This window comes from Amycolatopsis sp. NBC_01488, assembly GCF_036227105.1.
GTDB lineage: Bacteria > Actinomycetota > Actinomycetes > Mycobacteriales > Pseudonocardiaceae > Amycolatopsis.
On record NZ_CP109434.1, the window covers coordinates 7,084,171 to 7,110,349 of the forward strand.

Consider the following 26,179-nt stretch of genomic DNA (forward strand, 5'->3'; position numbering starts at 1 on the left):
CAATCAGAGCCAGCCGCGCTCGTCCGCGATCCGCACCGCCTCGACGCGGTTGCGGGCGCCGGTCTTGGTGATCGCCGCCGAGACGTAGTTCCGGACCGTGCCTTCGGACAGGTAGAGCCGCGACGCGATCTCGGCGACCGTGGCGCCGGTCCGGGCGGTGACGAGCACGTCCCGCTCGCGCGCGGTCAGCGGCGACTCGCCCGCGGCCAGCGTGGCCACGGCCAGGGCCGGGTCCACCACGCGCTCGCCGGTCCGCACGCGGCGGATTGCGTCGGCCAGGACGTCGGCCGGGGCGTCCTTCACGACGAACCCGGCGGCGCCCGCGTCCATCGCGCGGCGCAGGTAGCCGGCCCGCCCGAACGTCGTGAGCATGACGACCCGGCAGTCCGGCACCTGCGCGGCGAGCACCGCCGCGGCGGAAAGGCCGTCGAGGCCTGGCATTTCGATGTCCAGCAGCGCGACGTCGGGCCGGTGTTCGCGCGCCGCCGCGACGACCTCGTCGCCGCGGCCGACGGACGCGACCACCTCGAAGTCGTCCTCCAGCGACAGCAGCGCGCACAGCGCCTGGCGGACCAGCTCCTGGTCGTCGGCGAGCAGCAGGCGGATGGTCACAGCGTCACCCGCAGCCGCCAGCCGCGCGGCCGGACCGGTCCGGCGCGGAACTGCCCGCCGGCGGCCTTGACGCGTTCGCGCAGCCCGGCCAGGCCGGAGCCCTCCTCGGGCGTGCCGCCGACGCCGTCATCGACAACCTCCACAGTGGACTCCGAAAGGGTGACCGTGCACCGGGTCGCGCGGGCGTGCCGGGCGACGTTGGTGAGCCCTTCGCGGACCACCCACCCGAACAGCTCCTGCCGCGCCGGGTCCACGACGTCGGTCGCGGTCGGCAGGTCGGCCGTGACGCCGCACGCGCGCAGCAGCTCGCGACCGCGCGCGAGCTCGCCGGCGAGGGTGACCTCCCGGTAGCCCGACACCGCCGCGCGCACGTCCGTCAGCGCCTGGCGGGCGAGTGTCTCGACCGCGGTCATCTCCTCGCCCGCCCGGGTGGCGTCGGCGTCCACGAGCCGCCGGGCCAGGGTGCTCTTGACGGTGATCGCGGTGAGCGAGTGGCCGAGCAGGTCGTGCAGGTCGCGGGCGATCCGGGTCCGCTCGGCCTCGGACGCCAGCCGCGCGACCTCGGCCCGGGCTTCGACGAGCGCGGCGTTGGCCCGGACCGCCTCGGCGAAGGCGTGGACGACCAGCACGGTGAACACGAGCGCGACCGCCTGCGTCCACCCCGCGGTGCCCCACGCCACCCACGGGAGCACCAGCGCCGCGAGCGCCACGACGACCACGAGCGCGCCGGAATGACGCGGAAGCCGCGGCACGGCGAGGGACACGACGACCGCGGCGAGGAAGAACGCCTCGGCGTGGGCGAAGGGGAGTGCGGCGGCGAACAGGACGGCCAACACCCCCAGCAGTGGCCAGAACCGCCGCGGCGCCCGCTGGGCCGCAGCGCGCGCCGCGAGGACGTAGCAGACCACGAAGGCGGCGACGATCACGCACCCGGCGGCCGCGGCGCGCCCGGTCGAGTGCTGCAGCACGCCGGGCACGGTCACCGCCGGGTAGACGAGCATGCCCGCGTCGAGCACCATCACCCGCCAGCCGCGCACCCAGCGCTGCACGTCGGCCGGCTCCGTCGTCTCCATCACCGGCACGCTACCGGGCCCGCGCCCGCCGGCCGTTGACGAGCACCGTGACGCCGAGCAGGAGCAGCCCGCAGACACCCTGCTCGATCCGCAGCCACAGGGGGAACAGGCCGGGCAGGGCGACGATCACGACGATCGCCACGAGCATCACCGCGGCGACGATCCGCAGTCTCAGCAGCCCCTTCCGCGACCCGCGGGCCGCGCTGCGGGCGAAGGCGAACGTCAGCAGCGAGCTGGCGACGACGAGGGTGGCGCGCACCCACACCGCGTCGGTCACCATGGCGTGGTCGTTCCGGAAGAGCACGATCGCGACGAGCGTGAGGACGGAGAGCGCGGCGTAGCCACCGGTGAGCAGCAGGACGGCCCGGAAGCGGGCGGGTTCGGTTCGAGGCGTAGTCATCATGCCGAAGATGGTCGTCGCGCGGGGTGTCCGGGCGGCAGTGCCGTCCCTCAGCAGCCCGCCATGACATTTGTCATCGGCATGTCCAGGGCGGAGTACTGGGAGAGCGCTCTCACAGCGTGCTACAAAGAAGGGGTGACGACGCACCCGCCCTCGGCGCCGCCGACCCTGGAGGACGTCGCGCGGGTCGCCGGCGTCTCGCGGGCCACGGTGTCCCGCGTGGTCAACAGCGTGCGCAACGTCGACCCGAAGCTGCGCGAGACCGTCGAACGCGCGATCGCCGCCACCGGCTACGTCCCGAACCGCGCGGCCCGTTCGCTGGTCACGCGCCGGACCGGCGGGGTGGCGCTGGTGGTGTCCGAGCCCGAGCGGCACGTCGAAGCGTTCACCGGCGGTGTGTTCGGCGACCCGTTCTTCGGCCGGGTGGTCGAGGGCGTGGTCGCCCACCTGCGGCCCCAGGGGCTGCACCCGCTGCTGATGCTCGTCGACAGCGACGAAGAGCGCGAGAAACTCGTGCCGAAGCTGCGGCAGGAGCAGGTCAGCGGCGTGCTGCTGATCTCGCTGCACCCCGCGGAAGACCCGCTGCCGAAGATGCTGACCGACGCCGGCGTCCCGACGGCGCTCTTCGCCCGGCCCGGCCGCCCGGCGCCGGTGAGCTACGTCGACGTCGCCCACCAGGACGGCGCCCGGCTGGCGGCCGACCGGCTCGTTTCCCGCGGGTGCCACCGGGTCGCGACGATCGCGGGCCCGGCGGGGACGCCGGCGGGCCAGGACCGGCTGGCCGGGTTCCGCGACGCGATGGCCCGCCACGGCCACGCGTACGTGGCGGTCGCCGAGGGCGACTTCACCGAGCACGGCGGCGAGCGCGCGATGGAGCGGCTGCTGGCCGAGGAACCCGCCCTGGACGGGCTGTTCGTGGCCAACGACCTGATGGCGTACGGCGCTCTGACGGTCTTGCGCGAGGCGGGCCGTCGCGTCCCGGACGACGTCGCGGTGATCGGCTTCGACGACAGCCGGGTGGCGCTGAGCTGCCGTCCGCGTCTCACCACGGTCCGTCAGCCGGTGGAGGAGATGGGCGCGGCGATGGCCCGGATGGTCCTCGACCGGATGGCCGACCCGGCCGGGCGCGCCGAGTCGGTGATCTTCGACCCCGAGCTGGTGGTCCGCGACTCGGCCTGAGCGGCCGGGCGGGGTCGCCGACCCGGACCAGCCCCGCCACCGGTCCGCCCGATACTCCGCCCGCGTGGCCTGCCGGGCACCGACTCCGGCCTGTCCGGACAGTTCCGCTCACTGGTCTGGACATCGAGCCGCGCCTTGTGCTCAGATCGGGACGGCCTTTTCCAACGTTGTAAAACTGGCTGGGTCCCCCTGACCGGAACGGAGTTCCGCCGTGCGGACGAGAGCACCGAAAATCCTCCACCTGGCGACCGTCTTGGCGGTCACCGCGGCCGTCGTGAACATCGCGACCCCGGCTGACGCCGGACCGGCGGCGCGTCGGACCGTGACCGCCGGGAACGCGCGCTTCCAGGTCCTTTCCCCGACCCTGATCCGCACGGAGTACGCCGGCGACGGCCACTTCACCGACGCCGCGACGTTCAACGCCGTCGGCCGCGGGTCGTTCACGCCCCCGCCGTTCACGTCCACGACGGCGAACGGCGTGCTGACCATCCGCACCAGCGCGACGACCCTGACCTACCAGCTGGACTCCGGGCCGTTCGACGCCGGGAACCTCCAGGTCCGCGCGAACGCCGGCGCGACGCCGGTGACCGCGGCCCCCTGGCACCACCTGACCTGCGCCACGGGCGCGCTGTGCGAGGCCGAAGACCTGACCGCCGACGGGCTGGGCGTCGCCACCGACCACACCGGCTACACCGGGGAAGGCTTCCTCGCCGGGTTCGAGAGCACCGGCAACTCGGCCACCGCGGACGTCCTCGCTACCGCGGCCGGGACCTACGCCGTGACCGCCCGGTTCGCCAACGGCGTCGGCGGGGACGGCCAGCACGTCACGCGCACCCTCAGCGTGTCCGTCGACGGCGGCGCCGCGCAGAAGCTCACCCTGCCCGTGACGGCCGACTGGAACAGCTGGGCCACCGCGTCGGTGCCGGTCACGCTGTCGGCCGGCCGCCACAACCTCCGCCTCGAGCGCACCGCGAGCGACTCCGGCGACGTCAACGTCGATGCCCTGGCCGTGCTGTCCGCCGGCGCGTCCTTCCCGCCCGCCTCGGCCCGCGCGTTCAGCGGCTGCGCCTTGGACGTCAGCTGTGAGGCCGAATCCGGTCTCCGGGCCGGCTCGGCGATCGTGGCCACCGACCACGCCGGGTACGCCGGGCGCGGCTTCGTCGCCGAGCTCAACCGCGGCTCGTCGCTGACCCACCGCGTCGTGAACGTCCCTTCCGCCGGCACGTACCAGCTGGACGTCCGCTACGCCAACGGCACCGGCGGCGACGGCCTGCACCAGACGCGGACCGCCACGGTCGCCGCGTCCGGCGTGACCCGCACGCTGTCCCTGCCGGCCACCGCCGACTGGGACAGCTGGGGGAGCGCGTCGGTCCCGGTCGACCTCAAAGCCGGCACGAACGACGTCGTCCTCACCTGCCCGGACGATGCCAGCTGCCACGTCAACATCGACACCGTCGCGGTCACCAGGACCGGCGCCGCCGTGCCGCAGCCGCACATCACCCTGGGCGGCTACCGGCGCGGCCTCGACGGCGTCAACGGCGACAACGGCACGCCGTCGCTCACCGAAGGGCTCCTGCACCAGGACGGCTGGTACCTGCTCGACGACACACCGTCGGCGGTGTACGACCCCGCGGCCGGCAAGGCGACGCCGCGGCCGTCGCACGGCGGGAACCCCTACCAGGACGGCTACGTCTTCACCTTCGGCCACGACTACAAGGCGGGCCTGCGCGACCTCGCGACCCTGACCGGGCCCTCGGAGCTGCTGCCGCGCTGGGCCTACGGCGTCTGGTACTCGGAGTACATCGACCGCACCGCGGCCGACTACCGCGACAAGATCCTGCCGAAGTTCCGCAGTGAAGGCGTACCGCTCGACGTCCTCGTGACCGACACCGACTTCAAGGCGCCGGACACCTGGAACGGCTGGCAGTTCGACCAGAGCAAGTTCCCGGATCCGACGGCGTTCTTCGCTTGGGCGCACTCGCAGGGACTGCACGACACGCTGAACATCCACCCGAGCATCATGGGTTCGGACCCGCAGTTCGCCCGCGCGCAGGCGACGGCGAAGGGCAAGCTGGCGAAGTCCGGCTGCGGCACCGACTGCTACGTCTTCGACTGGGGCGACCCCGACCAGCTGAAGGCGTACCTGGACCTGCACGGCCAGCTGATGAGCCAGGGCAACGACTTCTGGTGGCTCGACTGGTGCTGCGACGCGTCGAAGTCGAGCCTGGCGGGCGTGACGCCGGACTCGTGGATCAACCAGAAGTACGCCGACCTGGCCGCGCCGGCCGTCGATCGGGGCTTCGTCATCTCGCGGGCGTACGGGTCGTTGCAGGCCGGCGGGTACAGCGGCCCGGTGGGCCTGTCGACCGGGCCCTGGGCGGACAAGCGCAGCACCATCCACTTCACCGGCGACACGTCGTCGACGTGGGGGACGCTGCGGATGGAGGTCGGGATCACCCCGGCCGAGTCGGCCGCGACCGGGATGTCGCCGATCAGCCACGACATCGGCGGGCACAACGACACGACCGGCTTGCGCGGCAGCGAGACCTACACCTCGGGCGGGCAGCAGCACCAGACGTTCAAGCTGCCCGACGACCTGTACGCGCGGTGGGTCCAGCTCGGCGCGTTCCAGCCGATCGACCGGCTGCACAGCAACCACAGCGACCGGCTGCCGTGGCAGTACGGCGATGCGGCGAAGGCATCGGCGACGAAGTTCCTCAACCTGCGCGAGAACCTGGTGCCCTACACCTACACGCTGGCGCAGCAGGCCGCGTCGACGGGCGTCCCGGTGGTGCGGCCGACGTACGTGGAGTACCCGGACGAGCCGGCCGCGTACGCGGCGGCGGGCAGCGAGTACTTCTACGGGCCGGACATGCTGGTGGCGCCGGTGACGTCGCCCGGGACCTCGGCGACGACGTCGGTCTGGTTCCCGCCGGGGCAGTGGACGGACTACTTCAGCGGCAAGTCCTACACCGGCGGCAGCACCCAGCAGGTCACGTCGGACCTCGGCACGATGCCGGTGTTCGTGCGGGCGGGCGGCATCACGGTCACCCGGACCGCGGACGTGACCAACGACGTCCAGAACCCGCTGAACCGTGCGACGGTCACGGTGGCCCCGGGCGCGTCCGGGTCGTTCTCGCTGTACGAGGACGACGGCACCTCGTCGGCGCACAGCGCGACGACGCGGATCACCTACACCGAGCGGCGCGGCGCCCACACGGTGACCGTGGAGCCGGCCCGCGGCCGGTCCCAGGTCGCTTCGCGCGAGTGGACGGTCAAGTTCCTCGGAGTGACGTCGGCGCCTTCGCGGGTCCAGGTCGGCGAGGGCTGGGCGCCCGCGAGCGGCTGGAAGTGGGACGCGGCAACGCAGACGCTGACGGTCACGGCCCACAGCGGCCGAGGACCGGTGACGGTCACGTATTGAGGACTACCGGCGGGCGGAGCCGGTAACAGCCGTCGAGGCCACCACGTGGGGTGGTGGCCTCGACGGCGCCCGGCCCGGCCACCATGTGGGGTGATGGCCTCCACGGCCCCTGGCCGGGCTCGTTCGGTGCCTGGCCGAGGGCCGTTGTTCGTGGGTTCGGGGTGATGCCGGAGCCCGGCTTTGGCTTGCTTTGCCGGCTGGCTCGGGCGGTGTTCGCGGGCCCACAGCCCGGGGCACGCGAGCCCGGCCTTTCCGGGCGTGGCTCGCCCCGACTTGGCCGGCATCGCGTCCGGTTGCCTTCCGCGCGGGGTAGCCACCTCGGCTTGGCCGGCACCCGGCCCGGTCGCCTTTGCCCGGGTGTAGCTCGCCTCGGCGCGGTCTGGTCGTACCGCGTACCGAGTCCAGCTCACTCCGCCTTCGCCAGCACCTGCTCCTGCCGCGCCCCTTCCGCGCCGACCTCGGTGGCCAGCTCGCGGGTGGCCGTGTCCGCGCCGGAGGTCCGCTCGCCGTTCGCCAGCACCACCAGCTGGGCCGCGTGGGCCCGCAGCAAGGCGACCAGCCGCTGGTCGAAGTCCGCGCCGCTTCCGGTCCGCAACGCCACCAGATCCGCCGCGGTGACCATCCCCGGCATCCGATGTCCACTGTGGACGTCCAGGGCGGGCAGGCCCGCCCGGTCGCGGACCGCCTTCAACCGCGTCAGCAACCGCTCCGACGGCCCTGCGACCGAGTCCGCGGCCGAGCGGACCGCCGGGCTCGCCGCGTGGCCGGGCGCGAGCCGGGCCGCCGACAGCGCGTTCTCCGTCATCGGCACCACGAGCTGCACCCACGCCACGTCGGTCGGGTTGAAGGGCGAAGCGGGGCCGGCGGTGGGGGCGGGGCCGGTGGTGGCGCACCCGCCCATGGTCAGCGCCACCACCACCGCCCCAGCACCAGCCGTCTCACGGACGGCCGGGCAGCCGGTAGTTCGGCCCGAGTACGCTGCCGCGGTCGGGCTTGTAGAGGTCGAACCCGCGTGGGTCGCACTGGAGACCGCCGTTGATGCAGTGCGTCACCAGCGCCGCCAAGGTCTCGGGGTCCCACGCGTTGAAGAAGTCGTAGTGCCACGAGTACCCGCGCCCGCTGGCCAGGTGCACGCCGGACATGTCGCCGCTCACCGGGAAGGCCATCTTGAACTCCAGCATCGGCACCGGCACCGGGTGGTCGGCCGGGCACGTCAGCGTCGCCCGGTCCGGGTACGCCATGTGGCTCTTGTGATCGGCCGAGTCCAGGTGGACGCCGTCCCAGCAGCTCGGCGCCTGGTAGCGGATGTTGAGCTGGCTGCCGGCGACACACTGGACCGGGATGTCCCAGTTGTGGAAGCTGTCCCCGCACTCCCAGCCCTCGATCGCGCCGGGCGCGTGCTGGAACTCGTCCTGCGTCGCCGTGACGCTCCCGGCGACGTACCGCAGGCCGGGCGGGAACGGCACCACCTTCGTGTAGTCGAGGATGCCGGACTTGTAGTAGACGACCTGCGCGAAGTTCGGCAGCACCACCTGGTTCCCGTTGTAGACCGTCGGGAACCAGTACGCCGAAAGGTCGTCCGGCGCGAGGCACGTCGTGTTGCCGACGCCCGAGTTCTGCAGCGACTGCAGCGTCGTGGCCGCGTTGGTGGTCTTGTTGCCGAGGAACGTGTGGTCGTGCGACGCGCCGGGCAGCCCGGGGAAGACGATCGGGTCGTCCGGCTGGTGGTGGCTGGGGGAGCAGTTGACCTGGAATTCGTGGTGGGTCACCAGGTCGTCGGCCCCGGCGGGCGACCAGGTGGCCGCGGTCAGGAAGGCGCCTGCCAGCACGGTGGCGGCGGTGCAGGCGAGGAGCGCGGCTTTCGTTGCCAAGGGTCCTCCACGGTGAGGTGCCAAGGATGGGAGAGCGCTCTCCCACAGCATGCGCACCGGCCCGCCGCCGTGTCAAGGACCACCCGGATCCGCCGCCGGACAGGCATTGTCCGATTCCCCGCCGGAATCTTGACAACGCGGGGCGTGATGCCGAACCATCGGACGCGCTGGAGAGCGCTCTCCAATCTCCGTCCCCTGTCGTACGGGAGTCATCGTGGACCGACCGTCGCTCCTCCGTGCCGTCCCGGCGCTGGTGGCCCTGCTGGTGCTGGGCCTGCTCGCCGGCCCGTCCCCGGCGCACGCCGCCACGCTGCTTTCCCAAGGCAGACCCGCGACCGCGTCGAGCAGCGAAGGCGCCGGTACCCCGGCGTCGGCGGCCGTCGACGGTGACACCGGCACGCGGTGGGCGAGCGCCTGGAGCGACCCGCAGTGGCTGCAGGTCGACCTCGGCGCGCCCGCGGACATCAGCCAGGTCACCTTGAACTGGGAAGCCGCCTACGCGACTGCATACGAAATCCAGGTTTCGGACAATGCCGCGACTTGGCAGACTGTATACAGTACGACGACCGCGACCGGTGGAATCCAGAACCTCGCCGTCACCGGTCACGGCCGTTACGTGCGGTTCTACGGCACCCACCGCGTCGGCGGTTACGGCTACTCGCTCTGGGAGTTCCAGGTCAGCGGCACCCCGGGCACGCCGACGCAGGGCGGCCCCGGCGTCACGCGCGTGACCGGCAGCCAAGGGAACTGGCAGCTGACGGTCGACGGGATACCGTGGACCGTCAAGGGTCTCACCTGGGGCCCGCCGGTCAGCGAGGCCGCCACGCGGATGCCGGAGTTGCACGCGATCGGCGTCAACACGGTCCGGACGTGGGGCACCGACGGCACGACCCAGCCCCTGCTCGACGCCGCCGCGGCCAACGGGATCAAGGTCGTCGCCGGCTTCTGGCTGCAGCCCGGCGGCGGCCCCGGCAGCGGCGGCTGCGTCGACTACACCACCGACACGAACTACAAGAACACGATGCTCGCCGAGATCCAGAAGTGGGTCACTGCATACAAAGCGAACCCCGGTGTGCTGCTGTGGAACGTCGGCAACGAGTCGATCCTCGGCATGCAGAACTGCTACTCCGGCACGCAGCTGGAGCAGGAACGGATCGCGTACACGCGCTTCGTCGAGCAGGCCGCGCAGGCGATCCACGCCATCGACGCGAACCACCCCGTCACGTCGACCGACGCCTGGACCGGTGCGTGGCCGTACTACCAGGCCTACGCGCCGGACCTCGACCTCTACTCCGTCAACTCCTACGCGCACGTCTGCCAGGTCAAGCAGGACTGGATCGCCGGCGGCTACACGAAGCCGTACATCATCACCGAGACCGGCCCGGCCGGCGAGTGGGAGGTGCCGAACGACGCGAACGGCGTCCCCGCCGAGCCGACCGACCAGCAGAAGCGTGACGGCTACGTCAACGCGTGGAACTGCGTGCTGGCCCACCCCGGCGTCGCCCTCGGCGCGACGCTCTTCCACTACGGCACCGAGGGTGACTTCGGCGGCGTCTGGTTCAACATCACCACGGGCAACGAGAAACGGCTCTCCTGGTACGCCGTCCGCAAGCTCTACAGTGGACAGACGAGCGGGAACACGCCGCCGGTGATCTCGTCGATGAACCTCAGCCGCAGCACCGACGTCCCGGCGGGCGGCACGTTCACCCTGACCGCCGCGGTGTCCGATCCGGACGGTGACCCGATCACCTACACCATGGGCTACAACAGCAAGTACATCAACAACGCCGCCGGCCTGATCCCGGCGCAGTTCACCGGGACCGGCCCGTTCACGGTCACCGCGCCGCAGCAGTTGGGCGTCTGGAAGATCTACCTCTACGCCCGGGACGGCCACGGCAACGTCGGCATCGAGACGCGGTCGCTGCGCGTGGTCGCCCCGCCGGTGCCGGGCACGAACCTGGCCCGCGGCGCGGCGACCACGGCGTCGACCTACCAGGCCGACGGCCCCGGCGCGCCGTACCCGCCGCAGGCCGCGACCGACGGCGACACCGCGACGCGCTGGGCGAGCGCGTGGGCCGACCCGCAGTGGCTGCAGGTTGATCTGGGCAGCCGGCAGGCGTTCGACCACGTCCAGCTGATCTGGGAGGCGGCCTTCGGGAAGGCCTACGAGATCCAGGTCAGCGACGACGCGGCGAACTGGCGGCCGGTGTACTCGACGACCACGGGCGACGGCGGCGCCGACGACCTCGCGATCTCGGCCACCGCCCGGTACGTGCGGATGTCCGCGACCCAGCGCGGCACCGCGTACGGCTACTCGCTGTACGAGTTCGGCGTCTACCGCTCCTGACGCTCAGCCGGGGATCAGGCAGAAGAGGTGACCTTCGGGGGCGGCCAGCACGGCCCAGTCGGCGCCACCGGGCTGGAAGTCCGGCTTGGTGGCGCCGAGCGCCGCGAACTCCGTGACAGCGCGTTCGAGATCGCCGACGCGGAGGTCGAGGTGGGCGTCCGGCCGGCCCGGGCCCCGATAGCCGGCGACGCGCTGGAAGCCGAGGCTGACCGGGCCGCCGCGTGAGGTGGGGGTTTCGCTGACGCGCTACCGCAACCGCGGGAACGACACCCGCGGTCCTGCGCCGCCTGCGAGAAGAAAGCGCTGCCCCAGCCTGATGCCCCGCCAATCACACGTGATGCCCGCCTGATCACGCGAAGTGCCCGCTCAATCACGCGCGATGCCTTCGAATTGCGCGCCACGCCCCGCCACGTGGGGGAGTCCTCCCGATCGCGCGAAATACCGATCGCGCGAAACACCCACCCGAGCACCCAGCCGCCCGAATCCTTTGCCAGGACGGTACTTTCGCACGCCGCCCGCCCGTCCCGAACCCCAACGCTCCCGCGCCTGCACGACGACCTCACCGAGCGGGCGGCGGCAATGAGGTGGGGCGGCGCGGCGGGAACGGGGGCCGGGCGCGTGGCCACCCCCAGCGGCCACGTGACGTCACCCCCGCGGCCGCTGCGCCACCCCGGGCTCCGGTGTCCTGTTTTCGAAACACCGACGGGAGTATCGTAGTCTTTCCGGGACAGCCTGTGTCAAGTTTTCGGAACAGCTAGGCTGACGGTTGTCACGTTTCCTGGCTGAAGGCGGTGTGTGGTGAGCGATGAGCGCAGTTTCGCCGAACGGCTGGCGCGGTTGATCGCGACCGTGCACCCGCCGGACCGCAAGCCGTACTCCTACCGGGAGATCGCGCACGGCGTCGCCGAGCAGACCGGCGTGACGATGTCGGCGACCCACGTCCAGCAGCTCGCCGTCGGCGCGCGCAAGGACCCGAAGCGCTCGCACATCCAAGCCCTCGCCCAGTTCTTCGGCGTGCCGGTGACGTACTTCTTCGACGACGAGGTCGCCGGGCAGGTCGACCAGCAGGTCGAGGACGTCGTCGCGTGGCGCGACACCGAGGCGCGGAACCTGGCGCAGCGGGCCATGCAGCTCTCGCCGCGCGACCGCGAAACCGTGACCGCGCTGCTCGACCAGCTGGCCGGCTACGACGAAAACCGCCGTCGCGGCAACCGGCGCCGGAAGCCGGAGTGACGCCGCGCGGTCGGCTACGATGACCTCGTCCGTGCTGGCGCCCCGGTGCACCCGGCTGGCGCCCGGTGACCGGGGAGGACCCATCGACGAGCGCGGCCTGACGGACCTGCGAGCCGGCGCCCGCCGGCGGGTGCGGACCGTGCTCGCCGCCGTCCCGGTGCCCCGGCCGTGGTCGATGAACGCCTGGGTCGACGGCCTCGAGGCCTGGCGCGGGCGCGAGATCGACCTCGTGCCGGTCGAGTACCGGCCGGGCCGTCCGTCCGGCGCCTGGCAGGCCCGCCCGGACTACGACCTGATCGCCTACGTCGAGCAGACGTCGGCACTGCACCAGGACCACATCATCGCCCACGAGCTCGCCCACATGCTGTGCGCGCACACCGGGACCTGCCAGCTGTCGGAGTCCGAGGCCGTCCGGCTCGCCCCGGACCTGGCGCCGCAGGCGCTGTCGCACCTGCTCACCCGCGTGACGACCGGCACCGACGAGTACGAAGCCGAACTGATCGCGGTGCTGCTGATGAGCGCCGCGACGAGCGAGCCGCCCGCCGTTCAGCCGGGTGCGTCCGGCCGGGCGGCGGACCAGGCTAGGCGGCTGGCGGCCCTCCTGGGATAGTCGCGTCTCGTGATCGACATTCTGTTCGTCGGGGTCGGGCTCTTCGCGTTGGCTGTCGGCATCTGGCGCGCGATCCGCGCCCGCCGCACCGGCGCGGGCGCCGGGCTGGCCGTCTCGCTCATCGCGCTCGGTGCGGCGTTCTGCTTCCTGTCGAACCGCGCGCAGCTCTTCGAGAGCGAGATCTACCCGAGCCTCGGACGGCTGTTGTCGAACCTCGCGACGATGGTCGCGGCCTACGGCATCGGGCTGACGGTCGCGGAGGTCAGCGGCACCCGCGACCGGGGCCGGCGCACCCGGCTCGTCGCGCTGGGCGTCGCGCTCGTCCTGCTGGCCGTGATGTTCTTCGGCACGCCGGGCCTGCCGCGCGGCATCGGCGTGTTCGACGAGCTGTACCGCACGCATCCGACGCTGGTCGTGTACGTGTTCGTGTACACCGTCTACCTCGGGTTCGCGGTGCTCGACATCGGCGTGGTCGCGGCGGTGACGGTCCGGGCGAGCGGCGGCGCCCTGCGCGCCGGGCTCGCGCTCTTGCTGCTGGCGTCGGCGTTCGCGGTCGTCTACCTCGCGGGGAAGATCGTCGCGACGATCGAGGCGGTGCAGGCGGACCACCCGGTGAAGGGCCTGTGCCGTGGGCCGTTCTCGACGCTGCCGTGCACGCTCGACGTCGGCTTCCCGGCGGTTTCGGTGCTGCTGATCGTGGTGGGGCTGACGATCCCGTCGATCCCGGGCCTCGTGTCGGGGCGCCGCGACGCGAAAACGCTCCGCCTGCTGCGCCCCCTTCGCGCGCACCTGATGCGGCGGTTCCCGGAGATCGTCCGCATCGACCCGGGCGGCGCGTCCCGCCGCGAGCGGTTGCTGACGGCGATGAGCGAGACGAACGACGGGCTGATCCTGGCGGGGGTGACGCCGGAGCTGCCGGCCGCGGCGGCGGCTCGGATGGTGCGGGATCTGCCGGACGAGCCGGGGGAGGAGGAGCCGCCGGTCGTGCGGGCGGAGCCGTTCGCCGCGGACGTCGCGCGGTTGCGGGCGATCGCGCGTGCGTACCGGAAGGTGGGCGACACAGAGGTGCGCGAAGTGGCCGGTCCGGCGCGGTGACGTCAGCCGCCGAAAGGGGCTTCCAGCCGCGGCTCCCAGCCGCGTTCGGTGAGCGCCACCAGCTGCAGTGCCTCGGCCCGACCGGCCAGCGGCAGCAGCGGCCGGACCTCGGCACCGACCTGCGAGAGGGTCTCCTCGTCGCCACCCATGGCCACGGTCACGTGGGCCGGCGGCCGAGGACCGAACCGGCCGCCGTACGGCGGAACCTCCGGCCAGTGAGCGCAAGCGGCGTCGGTGACCTCCTGGAGCGCGGGAGCCGGTAGCGCCGCGAAACCCGGAGCGGCCAGGAACTCGGTGAGCTGAACGGCAATCGGCGAGAACTTCGAAGCAAGCGCCCGGACCGCGGCCAGCTCCGGCTCGTCCAGAGAAGCGTCCGGCAGGAACGGGTACAAAGCCGTCACATGGGCGGGCAACCCGGGGCGGACCAAGGACGGGTCCACCCGCCGGGCGGCGGCCAGCGCGGGTTCGGCGGCGGGCAGCAGGATCACCAGTGCGGTGGTTCCGCGTTCGGGCACCCCCGCATCATGGCAGTCAGGCGACGGCGGTTTCCGGGAACCGTCCCGAGCGAGCCAGCGCCAGGCTGCGCCGGCACAACTCCACCAGCTCGAGGTTGGCGCGGCTGCGCGGGCTGCGGCCGCACAGCCCGCAGCGGATCGTCACCTCGCCGGTCAGCTCGTCCACCGCGACCAGCGCCTGGTGGTCGCAGCCGCGGCACCAGCGGTAGCCGATCGCCGGGTTCGTGTGCACCGGGGACGCGACGCAGTCGTGCAGCCAGCGGCGGTGCGTCCGGCACGTGACGCGGTCGGTCGCGTCGACGTGGCCGGCGTCTTCCGCGCGGTCTTCCTGTGCCAGCGTCGCGGCCAGCAGCGGCTGCCGCGCGGCGGCGGGCCGGTCCTGCGGGTTCGGGCTGGCCCACGCGTGGTGGTCGCCGCATCGGCACTTCTCGGACATGTCGCCCCCAGTGGTCGGGCCAATCGATCCGTCGAGTGTGACCGTGGCGACAGTGGGTGGACAACCGGGAAAACGCTCAGTTTCGACCAGCGGCAGGGGTGCCGCGGCGGGCGCGGGAAAGCGGACTTCGGCGCCCGCGTATGCGAACATGTGTTCTATGACCGACGAGGGGCCCATCCTGCACGCCGACCTCGATTCCTTCTACGCGTCGGTGGAGCAGCGCGACGATCCGGCGCTGAAGGGGCGCCCCGTCATCGTCGGCGGCGGGGTGGTCCTGGCCGCGAGTTACGAGGCCAAGGCCTATGGCGTGCGCACGGCGATGGGCGGCGCGCAGGCTCGCCGGCTGTGCCCGCGCGCGGTCGTCGTGCCGCCGCGGATGTCGGCGTATTCGGCCGCGAGCAAGGCCGTCTTCGAGGTCTTCCACGACACGACGCCGTGGGTGGAAGCCCTTTCGATCGACGAAGCGTTCCTCGACGTCGGAGGGTTGACCAGGATCGGCGGACGGCCCAGTGATATAGCCGAACGGCTGCGTGCCGACGTCGCCGAGCGCGCCGGCCTGCCGATCACGGTAGGGGTTGCGCGGACGAAGTTCCTCGCGAAGGTCGCCAGCCGTGTCGCCAAGCCGGACGGCCTGCTCGTCGTCCCGCACGACGGGGAGCTGGAGTTCCTGCACCCGCTGCCGGTCGCCGCGCTCTGGGGCGTCGGCAAGGTCACCACCGAAAAGCTGCATGCGCGCGGGATCACGACGGTCGGTCAGCTGGCCGCGTCCGAGCCGGTCGACCTGGTGAGCATGCTCGGCCGGGCGGCAGGCGGGCACCTGCACGCCCTCGCGCACAACCGGGACCCGCGCCGCGTCGAGGTCGGCAGGCGGCGCCGGTCGATCGGCGCCCAGCGGGCCCTCGGGCGCGGCAGGCGGACCCCGGCCGAGCTCGACGTCGTCCTGGTGGCACTCATCGACCGGATCGCCCGCCGCCTGCGCGCCGCTCGCCGCGTCTGCCGGACCGTGACGATCCGCCTGCGCTTCGCCGACTTCACGCGCGTCACGCGCTCGCACACGCTGAACGAGCCGACCGCGGGCACGGGCGTGCTGCTCGCCGCGGCGCGGGAACTGCTCGTGGCGGCGCTGCCGATGATCGCCGACCGCGGCATCACGTTGCTCGGCGCGGCGCTGTCCAACCTGGCCGACGAGGACCCGTTCCAGCTGGCGCTGCCGTTCGAACAGCAGCGGGCGACCGGGCTCGACACCGCGCTGGACGCGGTACGCGACCGGTTCGGCAGGGCGGCGGTCACCCGGGCGGTGCTGCTCGGCCGAGCCGAGGACTACGAAGTGCCCCTGCTGCCGGATTGACGGCCGGAAACGGTTTCAGTTTCCGGGCCGCTCCGGAATGCGGGCGTGGGTCAGCGCGGAAAGCGCGGCCGGACGCAGCGCGTCGGTCCGGTCCCACAGGCGCGCATCGACGCTTTCGCGTTGGCCCGCCTGTTCGACGGCTTCGAAACCGGCCTCGCGCAGGAGCCCGGCCATGGCCGCGGGGGACAGGAAGGTCTGCCACGGCTCACCCTGTTCCGCGGCGACCGGGGCGACGGCTTCGGCGTAGCCGTTTCCGGCCGCGTCGCGCAGTTCCGGCGGAAGTAGGTGATCGGCCACGATTTCCGATCCGGGGGCCAAACCGCCGAGAACCGTCAATGTGGCGAGAATCGCCTTCCGCGTCAGGTACATGGTGACACCGAGCCAGCTCACGAACACGGGGCGAAACGGGTCGAGTCCACTCTGGACCAGCCGTTCCCGGAGCGGATCCGCTTCGAAGTCGACCGGGACGAACGTGACCGAAGGGGGCACGGCGACCCCGGCGCGTTCGAGCAGTTCCCGTTTGGCGGCCTGGGTGGCCGGCCGGTCGACCTCGAACACGCGAAATCGCGCGGACGTGTCCCGATACGCGAACGAATCGAGCCCGGCGCCCAGAATCACATACTGGTCTATACCGGAATTGACGCGGAGGAGCCGGTCTTCGGTGAACCGGCTCCGGCACACCGCCTGGGTGCGGGCGCCGGCCAGGACGGGATGCGCGCCGTGGAGGTGGTGATAGGCCAGGAGTTCCTCGGCGTGGTCGCCGAGGACGACCGCGGCCAGGGTGTCGGAGAAGATGAGGGGGCCGGTGTCGACGAGCAAATGTGCCGCCCGCGCGGCGGCCGCGGTGAAGGCGGTGCGGCTGACGCGGGGAGCAATACCGGGAAAATCGGCGGCTGTCATATCCACACGGTACCGATTCGATTTCGAATATATCACAACAAAAACTCTTCTACAAGACAGCGCGCATTCCGGCTTGGTTGCGGTCACTCTGGACGAGGGCGGCGCTGCTGCCCGAGCGGCCATTGTGGACGCTTCACGGGTGTCGCGCGTGCCGGACGGGATTCGACAGGTTAGGGTCTGTCCGACCGTGTTCTGGAGAAGATGAGGAACGACGAACCATGGCGCAACGGGTGCACGTCGAGATGGTGGACGACCTCGACGGGAGCGAGGCTTCGCAGACCGTCCCCTTCAGCCTTGACGGGGTGACGTACGAGATCGACCTGTCCGAGGGCAATGCGTCCGCGCTTCGGGACGAGCTCGCCCGCTACGTCGCCGCCGCGCGCCGGATCGGGGGCCGCAAGGTGCGCCTCGCGACCGGCCAGTCGCTGTCGGGCTCGTCGAGCTCGGGCACCGACCGCGAGCGCAACCGCCAGATCCGCGAGTGGGCGCAGGCGAACGGCTACGAGGTCGCCGAGCGGGGCCGCCTGTCGAGCGAGATCATCCAGGGCTTCGAGGCCGACCAGGCCGCCGAGGCCGAGCCGGTGGAGGCCAAGCCGGCCCGCAAGCGCGCCGCGCGCAAGAAGGCCTGACGCCGAACCGGTTGCCGGGCAAGGAACTTCGCGCGGCCGTCCTGGGGTGACGGCGGCGTCGGTGTTCGGTGGCGGAGTTTCGCGCGCCTGGGTCGGGGAGATCCCGGCGCGCGAAATGGGCGCTCGCGGCGCAGGCTTCGCTCGTTTTCACCGCCGCTTCGGGCCTGCGGTGTCTTCTCCTGGTGAGTGTCTTCTGCCGGCGATGATCGCTCCGCCCTTCGCGGCGTCGAGCAAGCTCATCGGTGACTGTCCCGATCGGGCAGACGTGACCTCTGCCGATCCCGCTCCGTCGCGTGTGGATCTTCCCTCGGTCCACGGTGGCGGCCCGGTCGGCGCCCCGCGCCGCGAAAAAGGCACGGCAACCGGGCATTTCCCGGCCGGTAACGCTTGTCGGAGGGTGGCTCCGATCGCCAGACTGTCAGTGCTCCACGCGGCCGGTACCGCGCCGGAGCACGGCCCGGTGGCCGCCTCCTCCCTCGATGGCCGCCGGGCCGCCTTCGTGTCGCCGCTCCCTGCACCGTGGCATCCCCCGTCCGCGAAGCGCTTTCCGCCGGAACGAGCGGCCGATCGAGCGTCCCTGTAGACAATCGCCCGGGACAAGCGCACACTCAGACTACTCCATACTGCATACAATCTGCACTCGACGGTTCTGAGGAGGCGGTCACGATGGCCGAGGTCCGTGAGCTCCGGGACGTCTACGGACGGCGATACCGCGTCGGGGAGTCCGACCGGGAGCTGCTCGGCCGGCCGCGGGCGTGGATCACCTGGCTGGCCGCGGCGGCGATGCTCGCCGCGGGGGTGCAGCAGTACGGGTTCGGCGCGATCGTTCCCGCGCTGAGCCGGGCACACGGCTGGACCTTCGGCGGGATCGTCCTCTCGCTCGCGGTGTGGGCGATCTGCCAGGCCGGGACGGCGTTCCCGGCGGCGTGGCTGCGCGAACGCGGTCTGCTCCCCGCTCCCGCGGCGATGGCCGCCGGCGCCGTGCTGTGCGCCGCCGGGCTGGTCACGCTCGGCCACGCGACCAGCCTCGTCACCGTCTTCCTCGGCTACTCGGTGCTCGGCGGGCTCGGCACCGGCCTGGTCTACGCCACCTGCGTCGGCGCGGTGCTGGCCTGGTTCCCGGACCGGACCGCGCCGAGCGCGGGCATGGTCAGCGGCGCGTTCGCCTACGGCAGCGTGCCCTTCGTCGTGCTCGCGGCTGCCCTGCCTGCCGCGCGTCCGGTGCTCCTGGACGGCACCGCGGCCGTCGTGCTCGCCGTCGTCGCCGGGGCGGGCGCCTTGCTGCGGTACCCGCCGCGGCACTGGTGGCCCGCGACGCCCGAGCCGCGCACCTGGGCCCTCGACCCGGCGCACAACCGGCGCCCGGCCGTCCGGCACTACCGGCCGGCGGAGCTGTTCCGGTGCGGGACGACCCTCGCGCTGTACCTCGTCGTCGTGCTCGCGGCCGCCGTGCTGCTGTTCGACCTCGCCTACCTGGCGACGTTCGTCGCCGAGCGCGGCGGGCCTGGCCTCGCCGCGGCCGCGCTGGCCCTGCTCGCCGCCGCGACCGGCAGCGGCCGGGTGCTCATCGGCCGGCTCGCCGACCGGCTCGGCCGGCACCGGATCCTGCGGTTCGCGCTGGTCGCGGGTGGTGTCGCGCAGTTCGTCCTCTTCTACTCGGGAGAGCACCGGCACGCCGTCGGCCTGCTGTTCGGCGTTGCGCTCGCGGGGCTCGGGAACGGCTGCTGCTACACGCTGCTGGTCGGCCTCGTGCGCGAGTACTTCGGCGAGGAGTCGGCGGCCCAGAACTTCGGGATACTGTATTCCGCCAAGGCGGTCGGCGCGGTCGTCGGGATCGGGCTCGCCGCGCTGGTCGTGACGTCGCACGGGTTCGTCGGCGCCTTCGCCGCGGCCGGGCTGCTGAGCCTGGCCGGCGCGGTGCTCTCCGGGCGGCTGACCCAGCCGGGCCGGCCCAAGTCGCTGCTGCCGGCGGCCTGACGTGGGGCGGATGACGAGCCGGCGCCGGGTGGTGCGCGTCCACGACGGCGTGCCCACCACACGGCCGGACACGCTGACGGTCGAGGAACCCCTGGAAATCCGGGTGGCCGGGAAGGCGCTGTCGATCACGATGCGGACCCCGGGCGACGACTTCGACCTCGCCGCCGGGTTCCTGGTCGGCGAGGGCGTGGTGCGGGCCGCCGCGGACATCCACTCGATCCGGTACTGCGCCGGCGCCACGGCCGACGGCGGCAATACGTACAACGTCCTCGACGTCGTGCTCGCGCCGGGCGTCGCGCCGCCGGACGCGTCGGTGGAGCGGAACTTCTACACGACGTCCTCGTGCGGCCTGTGCGGGAAGGCGAGCCTGGACGCCGTCCGGACGACGGTGACGTGGCCGGTGGACGCGGACCCGTTCGGCACCGACCCGGCGACGCTCGCCGGTCTGCCCGGGGAGCTCCGTGCGGCGCAACGGGTCTTCGACCGCACCGGCGGCCTGCACGCGGCGGGCCTCTTCGACGCCGACGGGAAGCTGCTGTGCCTGCGCGAGGACGTCGGGCGGCACAACGCGGTGGACAAGGTGATCGGCTGGGCTTGCCGCGACGGCGGGCTGCCCCTCTCCGGGACGGCGCTGATGGTGAGCGGGCGGGCGTCGTTCGAGCTGGTGCAGAAGGCGGTGATGGCAGGGATTCCTTTGCTGGCAGCGGTTTCCGCGCCGTCGTCGCTGGCGGTGGACCTGGCTGCCGAGCTGGGCCTGACCCTGGTGGGCTTCCTGCGGGGCACGTCGATGAACGTCTACACGCGACCCGACCGGCTCGGCCTTCAGCCGAGCTGAGCGACCAGCGCGGCGACGGCGGCCGAAGGATCACCCCGGTGGACGGCGGCGAGCTGCCACGTCGGCGGCCGGTCGAACCGCCGGACGGTGAGATCGGGAAACCGCGCAGTGGCGGAGAGCGGCAGAACGCAGGCGGCGAGCCCGGCCCGCACGAGCCCGGCGGCGACGGCGAGATCATCGACCTCGAGCGACACCCGTCGACGGGGGAAGGCCCGGTCGACGGCTTCGCGGATGGCCCAGCCCGGCGGGAAGTCCACAAGGGACAGTTCGGAGAGATCGGCGGGTGCGGAGCGCGACCCGCCGGGCGCGGTGGCGAGCACGAGTTCTTCGCTCGCGAGCGGAATGGTGACCAGCCCGGATCCGGGATCGCCGGGCAGGGCGCTGTACGTGGTTGATGCCGGTGTGGCGGTGGTGGGGACGCGGTCGCTGGGGGAGCGATCGTGCGCAGAGCGGGCGGGCTCGGCGGGGCAACCGCTGGGCGGGGTGCCGCGTGCGGGCGATGCCGGTGTGGCGGTGTTGGGGACGGGCTCGCTGGGGGAGCGGTCGTGCGCAGAGCGGGCGGGCGAACCGCTGGACGCGGCGCAGCATGCAGGCGGTGTCGGTGTGGCGGTGTTGGGGACGGGCTCGCTGGGGGAGCGGTCGTGCGCAGAGCGGGCGGGCGAACCGCTGGACGCGGCGCAGCATGCAGGCGGTGTCGGTGTGGCGGTGTTGGGAATGGGGTCGCTGGGGGAGCGATGGCGCGCAGAGCGGGCGGGCTCGGCGGGGGAACCGCTGGCAGGGGTGCCGCATGCGGGCGATGCCGGGGTGGGAATGGTGCAGCCGACTGTGCCGCCGAGTGCGGCATGGGCCGCCGCGGGATCGTCGGCTGGCAGGTCGTGAGTGCGGATGAACGAACCGGTCGCCGAACCCGCCGATGACGAAACCCGATCGGCGACGGAACCGTCAGGCTCGGCTCGGCGGGCGAAGCCGGTCGCTCCGGCAACGGAGTCGATCCGGCCCACTGCAACCGATCCAGGGCCAAGACCCGAGGCCACGGTCAGCACCACATCCACAGTGGACTCCGCCAGGACCCGTTCCACGACACCGGGCCGGACCTGTCGCACCTCCACCGCCAACCCCGGGTGAACGTCCCGCAGCGCCGCCAGGACCCGGTGCCAGTCGGCCAGCAACCCCGGGCACACCCCGAGCCGTACCCGGCCGCCGACCGGGGACACCGCCGCCCTGGCGCGGGCTGCCGCCGCCAGGGCCGCCCGCGCGGCGGGCATGAATGCCTCGCCGGCGGGCGTCAGGACCACCCGGTGCGTCGTGCGGTGGAACAACGGCGTTCCCAGGTCCCGCTCCAACGCCCGGACCACCGTGGATACTGTCGACTGGACCGTCCGCAGCCGCAAAGCAGCCGCCGTGAAGCCGCCCTCCTCCGCGACCGCCACCACCACCGCCAGCTGGCGCAGCTCCATCACGGCACCTCGTCCGGGACGTAGCCGCGGGCGACGTCGGCGTGGGGCATCCGCGCGGACTCCGTGAAGGTGCGCAACCCGCAGTCCCGGTGGTGGATCAGCCCGATGTCGCGCGTGCCGAGCAGGTGCCGGCGTACGCTGATCCGCGCGTCCATGCACGTGAGCACCGCCGGCTTCACCGACATCAGCCCAGCACCTCGCGGACGAGCGCCGCCGTCTCGCTCGGCGTCCGGCCGACGCGGATTTCCGCTGCCTCCAACGCTTCCTTCTTCGCCGACGCCGTTCCCGCCGAGCCGGAGACGATCGCGCCCGCGTGACCCATCGTCTTGCCTTCCGGTGCGGTGAACCCGGCGACGTACCCGACGACCGGCTTCGACACGGTGGCCCGGACGAACTCCGCGGCCCGCTCCTCGGCGTCGCCGCCGATCTCGCCGATCAGCACGATCAGGTCCGTCTCGGGGTCCTTTTCGAACGCTTCGACGGCGTCGATGTGCGTCGTCCCGATGATCGGGTCGCCGCCGATGCCGACGCACGTGGAGAATCCGATGTCGCGCAGCTCGTGCATGAGCTGGTACGTCAGCGTGCCGGACTTCGACACGAGCCCGATCCGCCCGGGGCCGGTGATGTCGGCCGGGATGATCCCCGCGTTGGACTTGCCGGGCGAGATGATGCCGGGGCAGTTCGGCCCGATGATCCGCGTCCGCCCACCCGCCGCGACGGCGTGCGCCCACAGCCGGGCGGTGTCGTGCACCGGCACGCCCTCGGTGATCACCACCGCCAGGCCGATGCCTGCGTCCACCGCTTCGATCACGGCGTCCTCGACGAACGGCGGCGGCACGAACAGCACGCAGACGTCGGCGGCGGCCGACGCGATCGATTCCGCGACACTGCCGTAGACGGGCAGCGAACGACCGGAGATCTCCACCTCCTGCCCCGCCTTGCGCGGGTTCACCCCGCCGACGACGTTCGTGCCCGCGGCCAGCATCCGCCGGGTGTGCTTGGCGCCCTCGGAGCCGGTGATGCCGGAGACGACGATCCGGCTGGTCTCGTCCAGGAAGATGGCCACGTCTCAGACCTCCGCGATCGCGAGCTTCGCCGCCTCGCGGGCGGCGTCGTCCATGGTGGCCACCACGGTGACCAGGGGGTGGGCGGCTTCGGCGAGGATCCGCCTGCCTTCGGTGACGTTGTTCCCGTCGAGCCGGACCACGAGGGGCTTGGTGGCCCGCGCGCCGAGGATCTCCAGCGACCGCACGATCCCCGTCGCGACGGCGTCGCACGCGGTGATCCCGCCGAAGACGTTGACGAACACGCTGCGCACCTGCGGGTCGCCGAGGATCACCGTCAGCCCGTTCACCATCACCTCGGCCGAGGCACCGCCGCCGATGTCGAGGAAGTTCGCCGGCCCGCGCGCGCCGGCCTCCGCGGCGGCGGCCGCCACGACGTCCAAAGTGGACATGACCAGGCCGGCGCCGTTGCCGATCACGCCGATGTCGCCGTCGAGCTTGACGTAGTTGAGGCCCTTCGCACGGGCCTCGCGCTCCAGCGCGTCGCCGTCCGAGGTGTCGTCGAACGCACCGGACCGGCGGAAGGACGCGTTGTCGTCCAAGGTGATCTTGCCGTCGAGCGCGACGATCCCGGTGGACGTCCTGGCCAGCGGGTTGACCTCGACCAGCGTGCAGTCTTCGGCGACGAAGACGTCCCACAGCTTCTCGACGACGTCGGCGAGCTCGGCGCGGACGTCGGCGGGGAACGCGGCGGCCACCGCGGCGGAGTCGACGCCGGCGAGCGGGTCCACGGGAACGCGGACGAGCGCCGCCGGATCGGTGGCCGCGACCTCCTCGATCTCCATGCCGCCGTGGACCGACGCCATCGCGAGGAACGTGCGCGCGGCGCGGTCGAGCAGGAAGGAGACGTAGTACTCCTCGGCGATCTCGCTGGCTTCGGTCACCAGGACGCGGTGCACGGTGTGGCCCTTGATGTCCATGTCGAGGATGTCGTCGGCGGCCTGTTCGGCGTCGTCGGCTGTATGCACTACGCGGACACCGCCCGCCTTGCCGCGGCCGCCGGTCTTCACCTGGGCCTTGACGACCACCGGGCCGCCCAGTTCGGCCGCCGCGGACCGGACCGCGGCGGGGTCGGCGGCGACCCGCCCGCGGGGGACGGGAACGCCGTGCTTCTCGAAGAGGTCACGGGCTTCGTGTTCGAAGAGATCCATGCGGGGGCGTCCTTTCCGCAACGGGGCAGGGCGAGGAGATCCGCCGTGTCCGGGCGTGCATTGACGGTCCGCGGGGGCGGGATCGAGGCCCGGGAAAAACCCTGCGGATAGCCCTGGACACGGGCTGCTTGAAGAGTGACTATATGCCTACCCCATACGGTATGCAATCTACAGTCTGCCGCGAAGAGGCCGCTGACCTCGACGGACAGGGCAGCGGCGACGAGCGGACCGAGTACGGAGCGCCGGACAAGAGAGATCCGGCGGCGGACCAGAGGAGTTGAGCAATGGCGCTGACAACGACCGGCACCACCGCGGGGGAGAGTGCCCGAGCGACGAACGGCGCCGAGCCCGCGCCCGCCGAAATATCGGGTGGCCACCTCGTGGCGAAGGCGCTGAAGGCCGAAGGGGTCGACACGATCTTCACCCTCTGCGGCGGCCACATCATCGACATCTACGACGGCTGCGTCGACGAAGGCATCGAGGTCATCGACGTCCGGCACGAGCAGGTCGCGGCACACGCGGCCGACGGCTACGCGCGGATCACCGGCAAGCCCGGCTGCGCGGTCGTCACCGCGGGACCCGGCACCACCGACGCGGTCACCGGGGTCGCGAACGCCCTGCGCGCGGAGAGCCCGATGCTGCTCATCGGCGGCCAGGGCGCGCTCACCCAGCACAAGATGGGGTCGCTGCAGGACCTCCCGCACGTGGACATGATGACGCCGATCACCAAGTTCGCCGCCACCGTGCCGCACACCGCGCGCGTCGCCGACCTCGTGTCGATGGCGTTCCGCGAGGCCTACGCCGGTGCGCCCGGGCCGTCGTTCCTGGAGATCCCGCGCGACGTCCTCGACGCGCGGGTACCCCTGGAGCAGGCCCGCATCCCGGAGGCCGGCCGCTACCGCGCGTCGACGAAGAACGCGGGCGACCCCGCCGACATCGAGAAGCTCGCCGACCTGCTGGTGCACGCGAAGAAGCCGGCCATCCTGCTCGGCAGCCAGGTCTGGACCACGCGGGCCACCGAGCCGGCCGTCGACCTGGTGCGCACGCTCAACATCCCGGCGTACATGAACGGCGCCGGCCGCGGCACGCTGCCGCCGGGCGATCCGCACCACTTCCAGCTCTCGCGCCGCTACGCCTTCGACAACGCCGACGTCATCGTCATCGTCGGCACCCCGTTCGACTTCCGGATGGGCTACGGCAAGCGGCTGTCGAAGGACGCCGCCGTCGTCCAGATCGACCTCGACTACCGCACGGTCGGCAAGAACCGCGACATCGACCTCGGCATCGTCGGCGACGCCGGGCAGGTCCTCGCCGCGGTCGCCGAGGCCGCGTCCGGCCGCGCCGACAACGGTGCCGTCGGCCGGAAGGCCTGGCTCGAAGAACTCCAGGCGGTGGAGGAGAAGGCGAAGCAGAAGCGGCTGCCGCTGCAGCACTCGGACGCGAGCCCGATCCACCCGTACCGGCTGGTGCACGAGATCAACGAGTTCCTCACCGAGGACTCGATCTACATCGGCGACGGCGGCGACATCGTCACCTTCTCCGGCCAGGTCGTGCAGCCGAAGTCGCCCGGCCACTGGATGGACCCGGGTCCACTCGGGACACTCGGCGTCGGCATCCCGTTCGTCCTGGCCGCGAAGCACGCCCGCCCGGACAAGGAGGTCGTCGCGCTCTTCGGCGACGGCGCCTTCAGCCTCACCGGCTGGGACTTCGAGACGCTGGTGCGGTTCGACCTGCCGTTCGTCGGGATCGTCGGCAACAACTCGTCGATGAACCAGATCCGCTACGGCCAGGCCGCGAAGTACGGGCTGCCGCGCGAGCGCGTCGGCAACACCCTCGGCGACGTCCGCTACGACGAGTTCGCGCGGATGCTCGGCGGTTACGGCGAAGAAGTCCGCGACCCGGCCGACATCGGGCCGGCGCTGCTGCGGGCGCGGGAGTCCGGCAAGCCGTCGCTGATCAACGTCTGGGTCGACCCCGACGTGTACGCCCCCGGAACCATGAACCAGACCATGTACAAGTGAGC

At 72.3% G+C, this 26,179-nt stretch carries 23 protein-coding genes and 1 pseudogene; 11 read left to right on the forward strand and 13 right to left on the reverse strand.

Going from position 1 to position 26,179, the window contains the following annotated elements:
- Nucleotides 1–3: 3 nt before the first annotated feature.
- From OG738_RS33595 to OG738_RS33605, 3 genes are read right to left on the reverse strand one after another with little or no spacing between them, the layout of a single operon-like run.
- Nucleotides 4–612 (reverse strand): response regulator transcription factor, encoded by a 609-nt coding sequence (locus OG738_RS33595; RefSeq protein WP_329047153.1) that lies wholly within the window; start codon nucleotides 610–612, stop codon nucleotides 4–6.
- Entirely contained in the window at nucleotides 609–1,685 is a 1,077-nt protein-coding gene (locus OG738_RS33600) for a sensor histidine kinase (protein WP_329047155.1), read from the reverse strand. The genes OG738_RS33595 and OG738_RS33600 overlap by 4 nt, the downstream gene beginning before the upstream one ends.
- Before the next feature lie 10 nt (nucleotides 1,686–1,695).
- Complete coding sequence (locus OG738_RS33605; protein ID WP_329047157.1) at nucleotides 1,696–2,088, reverse strand: hypothetical protein; 393 nt, start codon at nucleotides 2,086–2,088, stop codon at nucleotides 1,696–1,698.
- A gap of 132 nt (nucleotides 2,089–2,220) precedes the next feature.
- Between OG738_RS33605 and OG738_RS33610 the strand changes: the two genes are divergently transcribed.
- Nucleotides 2,221–3,264 carry a LacI family DNA-binding transcriptional regulator gene (locus tag OG738_RS33610; protein WP_329047159.1) on the forward strand — a complete coding sequence of 348 codons (1,044 nt, stop codon included), beginning with the start codon at nucleotides 2,221–2,223 and terminating at the stop codon, nucleotides 3,262–3,264.
- Nucleotides 3,265–3,475: 211 nt separating this feature from the next.
- Nucleotides 3,476–6,688, forward strand: a complete 3,213-nt coding sequence (locus OG738_RS33615) for a TIM-barrel domain-containing protein (RefSeq protein WP_329047161.1) — start codon at nucleotides 3,476–3,478, stop codon at nucleotides 6,686–6,688.
- Between the two features lie 406 nt (nucleotides 6,689–7,094).
- Here the strand turns inward: OG738_RS33615 and OG738_RS33620 are convergent, their stop codons facing one another.
- Together OG738_RS33620 and OG738_RS33625 are read right to left on the reverse strand one after the other, a co-directional pair.
- On the reverse strand, nucleotides 7,095–7,607 hold the full coding sequence (locus OG738_RS33620; protein WP_329047163.1) for a DUF305 domain-containing protein: 513 nt from the start codon (nucleotides 7,605–7,607) through the stop codon (nucleotides 7,095–7,097).
- 19 nt (nucleotides 7,608–7,626) lie between these two features.
- On the reverse strand, nucleotides 7,627–8,559 hold the full coding sequence (locus OG738_RS33625) for a DUF1996 domain-containing protein (protein WP_329047165.1): 933 nt from the start codon (nucleotides 8,557–8,559) through the stop codon (nucleotides 7,627–7,629).
- 214 nt (nucleotides 8,560–8,773) lie between these two features.
- Here OG738_RS33625 and OG738_RS33630 point away from each other — a divergent pair, with 214 nt between their 5' ends.
- Nucleotides 8,774–10,906, forward strand: coding sequence for a discoidin domain-containing protein (locus OG738_RS33630; protein WP_329047167.1), 2,133 nt, complete (start codon nucleotides 8,774–8,776; stop codon nucleotides 10,904–10,906).
- A gap of 3 nt (nucleotides 10,907–10,909) precedes the next feature.
- Here the strand turns inward: OG738_RS33630 and OG738_RS33635 are convergent.
- Nucleotides 10,910–11,071, reverse strand: a pseudogene (locus tag OG738_RS33635) (VOC family protein); the annotation flags it as partial.
- Nucleotides 11,072–11,704: 633 nt separating this feature from the next.
- On the opposite strand from OG738_RS33635, the gene OG738_RS33640 reads away from it, so the two are divergent.
- Genes OG738_RS33640 through OG738_RS33650 form a run of 3 tightly spaced genes read left to right on the forward strand, consistent with a single transcriptional unit; the run spans nucleotide 11,705 to nucleotide 13,844 of the window.
- A complete protein-coding gene (locus OG738_RS33640) occupies nucleotides 11,705–12,139 on the forward strand; it encodes an XRE family transcriptional regulator (protein WP_329047169.1) in 435 nt (144 codons plus the stop codon).
- A gap of 19 nt (nucleotides 12,140–12,158) precedes the next feature.
- Complete coding sequence (locus OG738_RS33645; RefSeq protein ID WP_329047170.1) at nucleotides 12,159–12,749, forward strand: hypothetical protein; 591 nt, start codon at nucleotides 12,159–12,161, stop codon at nucleotides 12,747–12,749.
- Between the two features lie 9 nt (nucleotides 12,750–12,758).
- Nucleotides 12,759–13,844 carry a hypothetical protein gene (locus OG738_RS33650; RefSeq protein WP_329047172.1) on the forward strand — a complete coding sequence of 362 codons (1,086 nt, stop codon included), beginning with the start codon at nucleotides 12,759–12,761 and terminating at the stop codon, nucleotides 13,842–13,844.
- A 2-nt stretch (nucleotides 13,845–13,846) separates the two neighbouring features.
- On the opposite strand, the gene OG738_RS33655 is transcribed toward OG738_RS33650, so the two are convergent.
- Together OG738_RS33655 and OG738_RS33660 are read right to left on the reverse strand one after the other, a co-directional pair.
- Complete coding sequence (locus tag OG738_RS33655) at nucleotides 13,847–14,359, reverse strand: 2'-5' RNA ligase family protein (RefSeq protein WP_329047174.1); 513 nt, start codon at nucleotides 14,357–14,359, stop codon at nucleotides 13,847–13,849.
- A 16-nt stretch (nucleotides 14,360–14,375) separates the two neighbouring features.
- Nucleotides 14,376–14,795 (reverse strand): hypothetical protein, encoded by a 420-nt coding sequence (locus OG738_RS33660; RefSeq protein WP_329047176.1) that lies wholly within the window; start codon nucleotides 14,793–14,795, stop codon nucleotides 14,376–14,378.
- Nucleotides 14,796–14,952: 157 nt separating this feature from the next.
- On the opposite strand from OG738_RS33660, the gene dinB reads away from it, so the two are divergent.
- Nucleotides 14,953–16,143 (forward strand): DNA polymerase IV, encoded by a 1,191-nt coding sequence (dinB, locus tag OG738_RS33665; RefSeq protein ID WP_329047178.1) that lies wholly within the window; start codon nucleotides 14,953–14,955, stop codon nucleotides 16,141–16,143.
- Between the two features lie 15 nt (nucleotides 16,144–16,158).
- Here dinB and OG738_RS33670 read toward each other — a convergent pair whose 3' ends face one another.
- The gene (locus tag OG738_RS33670) at nucleotides 16,159–17,043 is read right to left on the reverse strand and encodes a class I SAM-dependent methyltransferase (RefSeq protein ID WP_329047180.1); all 885 of its coding nucleotides are present in this window, start codon (nucleotides 17,041–17,043) and stop codon (nucleotides 16,159–16,161) included.
- A gap of 218 nt (nucleotides 17,044–17,261) precedes the next feature.
- On the opposite strand from OG738_RS33670, the gene OG738_RS33675 reads away from it, so the two are divergent.
- The 3 genes from OG738_RS33675 (at nucleotide 17,262) to fdhD (ending at nucleotide 20,484) form a co-directional block, all read left to right on the forward strand.
- Entirely contained in the window at nucleotides 17,262–17,672 is a 411-nt protein-coding gene (locus OG738_RS33675; protein ID WP_329047182.1) for a histone-like nucleoid-structuring protein Lsr2, read from the forward strand.
- Between the two features lie 666 nt (nucleotides 17,673–18,338).
- Nucleotides 18,339–19,649, forward strand: coding sequence for an OFA family MFS transporter (locus OG738_RS33680; RefSeq protein ID WP_329047184.1), 1,311 nt, complete (start codon nucleotides 18,339–18,341; stop codon nucleotides 19,647–19,649).
- A gap of 1 nt (nucleotide 19,650) precedes the next feature.
- On the forward strand, nucleotides 19,651–20,484 hold the full coding sequence (fdhD, locus tag OG738_RS33685) for a formate dehydrogenase accessory sulfurtransferase FdhD (RefSeq protein WP_329047185.1): 834 nt from the start codon (nucleotides 19,651–19,653) through the stop codon (nucleotides 20,482–20,484).
- On the opposite strand, the gene OG738_RS33690 is transcribed toward fdhD, so the two are convergent.
- The 4 genes from OG738_RS33690 to sucC are packed head-to-tail and all read right to left on the reverse strand — an operon-like array spanning nucleotide 20,472 to nucleotide 24,156.
- Nucleotides 20,472–21,941, reverse strand: coding sequence for a LysR family transcriptional regulator (locus OG738_RS33690; protein ID WP_442875829.1), 1,470 nt, complete (start codon nucleotides 21,939–21,941; stop codon nucleotides 20,472–20,474). The genes fdhD and OG738_RS33690 overlap by 13 nt on opposite strands.
- A complete protein-coding gene (locus OG738_RS33700; RefSeq protein WP_329047186.1) occupies nucleotides 21,941–22,126 on the reverse strand; it encodes a hypothetical protein in 186 nt (61 codons plus the stop codon). The genes OG738_RS33690 and OG738_RS33700 overlap by 1 nt, the downstream gene beginning before the upstream one ends.
- Nucleotides 22,126–23,007, reverse strand: a complete 882-nt coding sequence (gene sucD, locus OG738_RS33705) for a succinate--CoA ligase subunit alpha (protein ID WP_329047187.1) — start codon at nucleotides 23,005–23,007, stop codon at nucleotides 22,126–22,128. Before sucD ends, OG738_RS33700 begins: the two co-directional genes overlap by 1 nt.
- A 3-nt stretch (nucleotides 23,008–23,010) precedes the next feature.
- Nucleotides 23,011–24,156 carry an ADP-forming succinate--CoA ligase subunit beta gene (gene sucC / locus OG738_RS33710; RefSeq protein ID WP_329047188.1) on the reverse strand — a complete coding sequence of 382 codons (1,146 nt, stop codon included), beginning with the start codon at nucleotides 24,154–24,156 and terminating at the stop codon, nucleotides 23,011–23,013.
- Between the two features lie 284 nt (nucleotides 24,157–24,440).
- Here sucC and OG738_RS33715 point away from each other — a divergent pair, with 284 nt between their 5' ends.
- Nucleotides 24,441–26,177 (forward strand): thiamine pyrophosphate-binding protein, encoded by a 1,737-nt coding sequence (locus OG738_RS33715; protein WP_329047189.1) that lies wholly within the window; start codon nucleotides 24,441–24,443, stop codon nucleotides 26,175–26,177.
- Nucleotides 26,178–26,179: the final 2 nt, after the last annotated feature.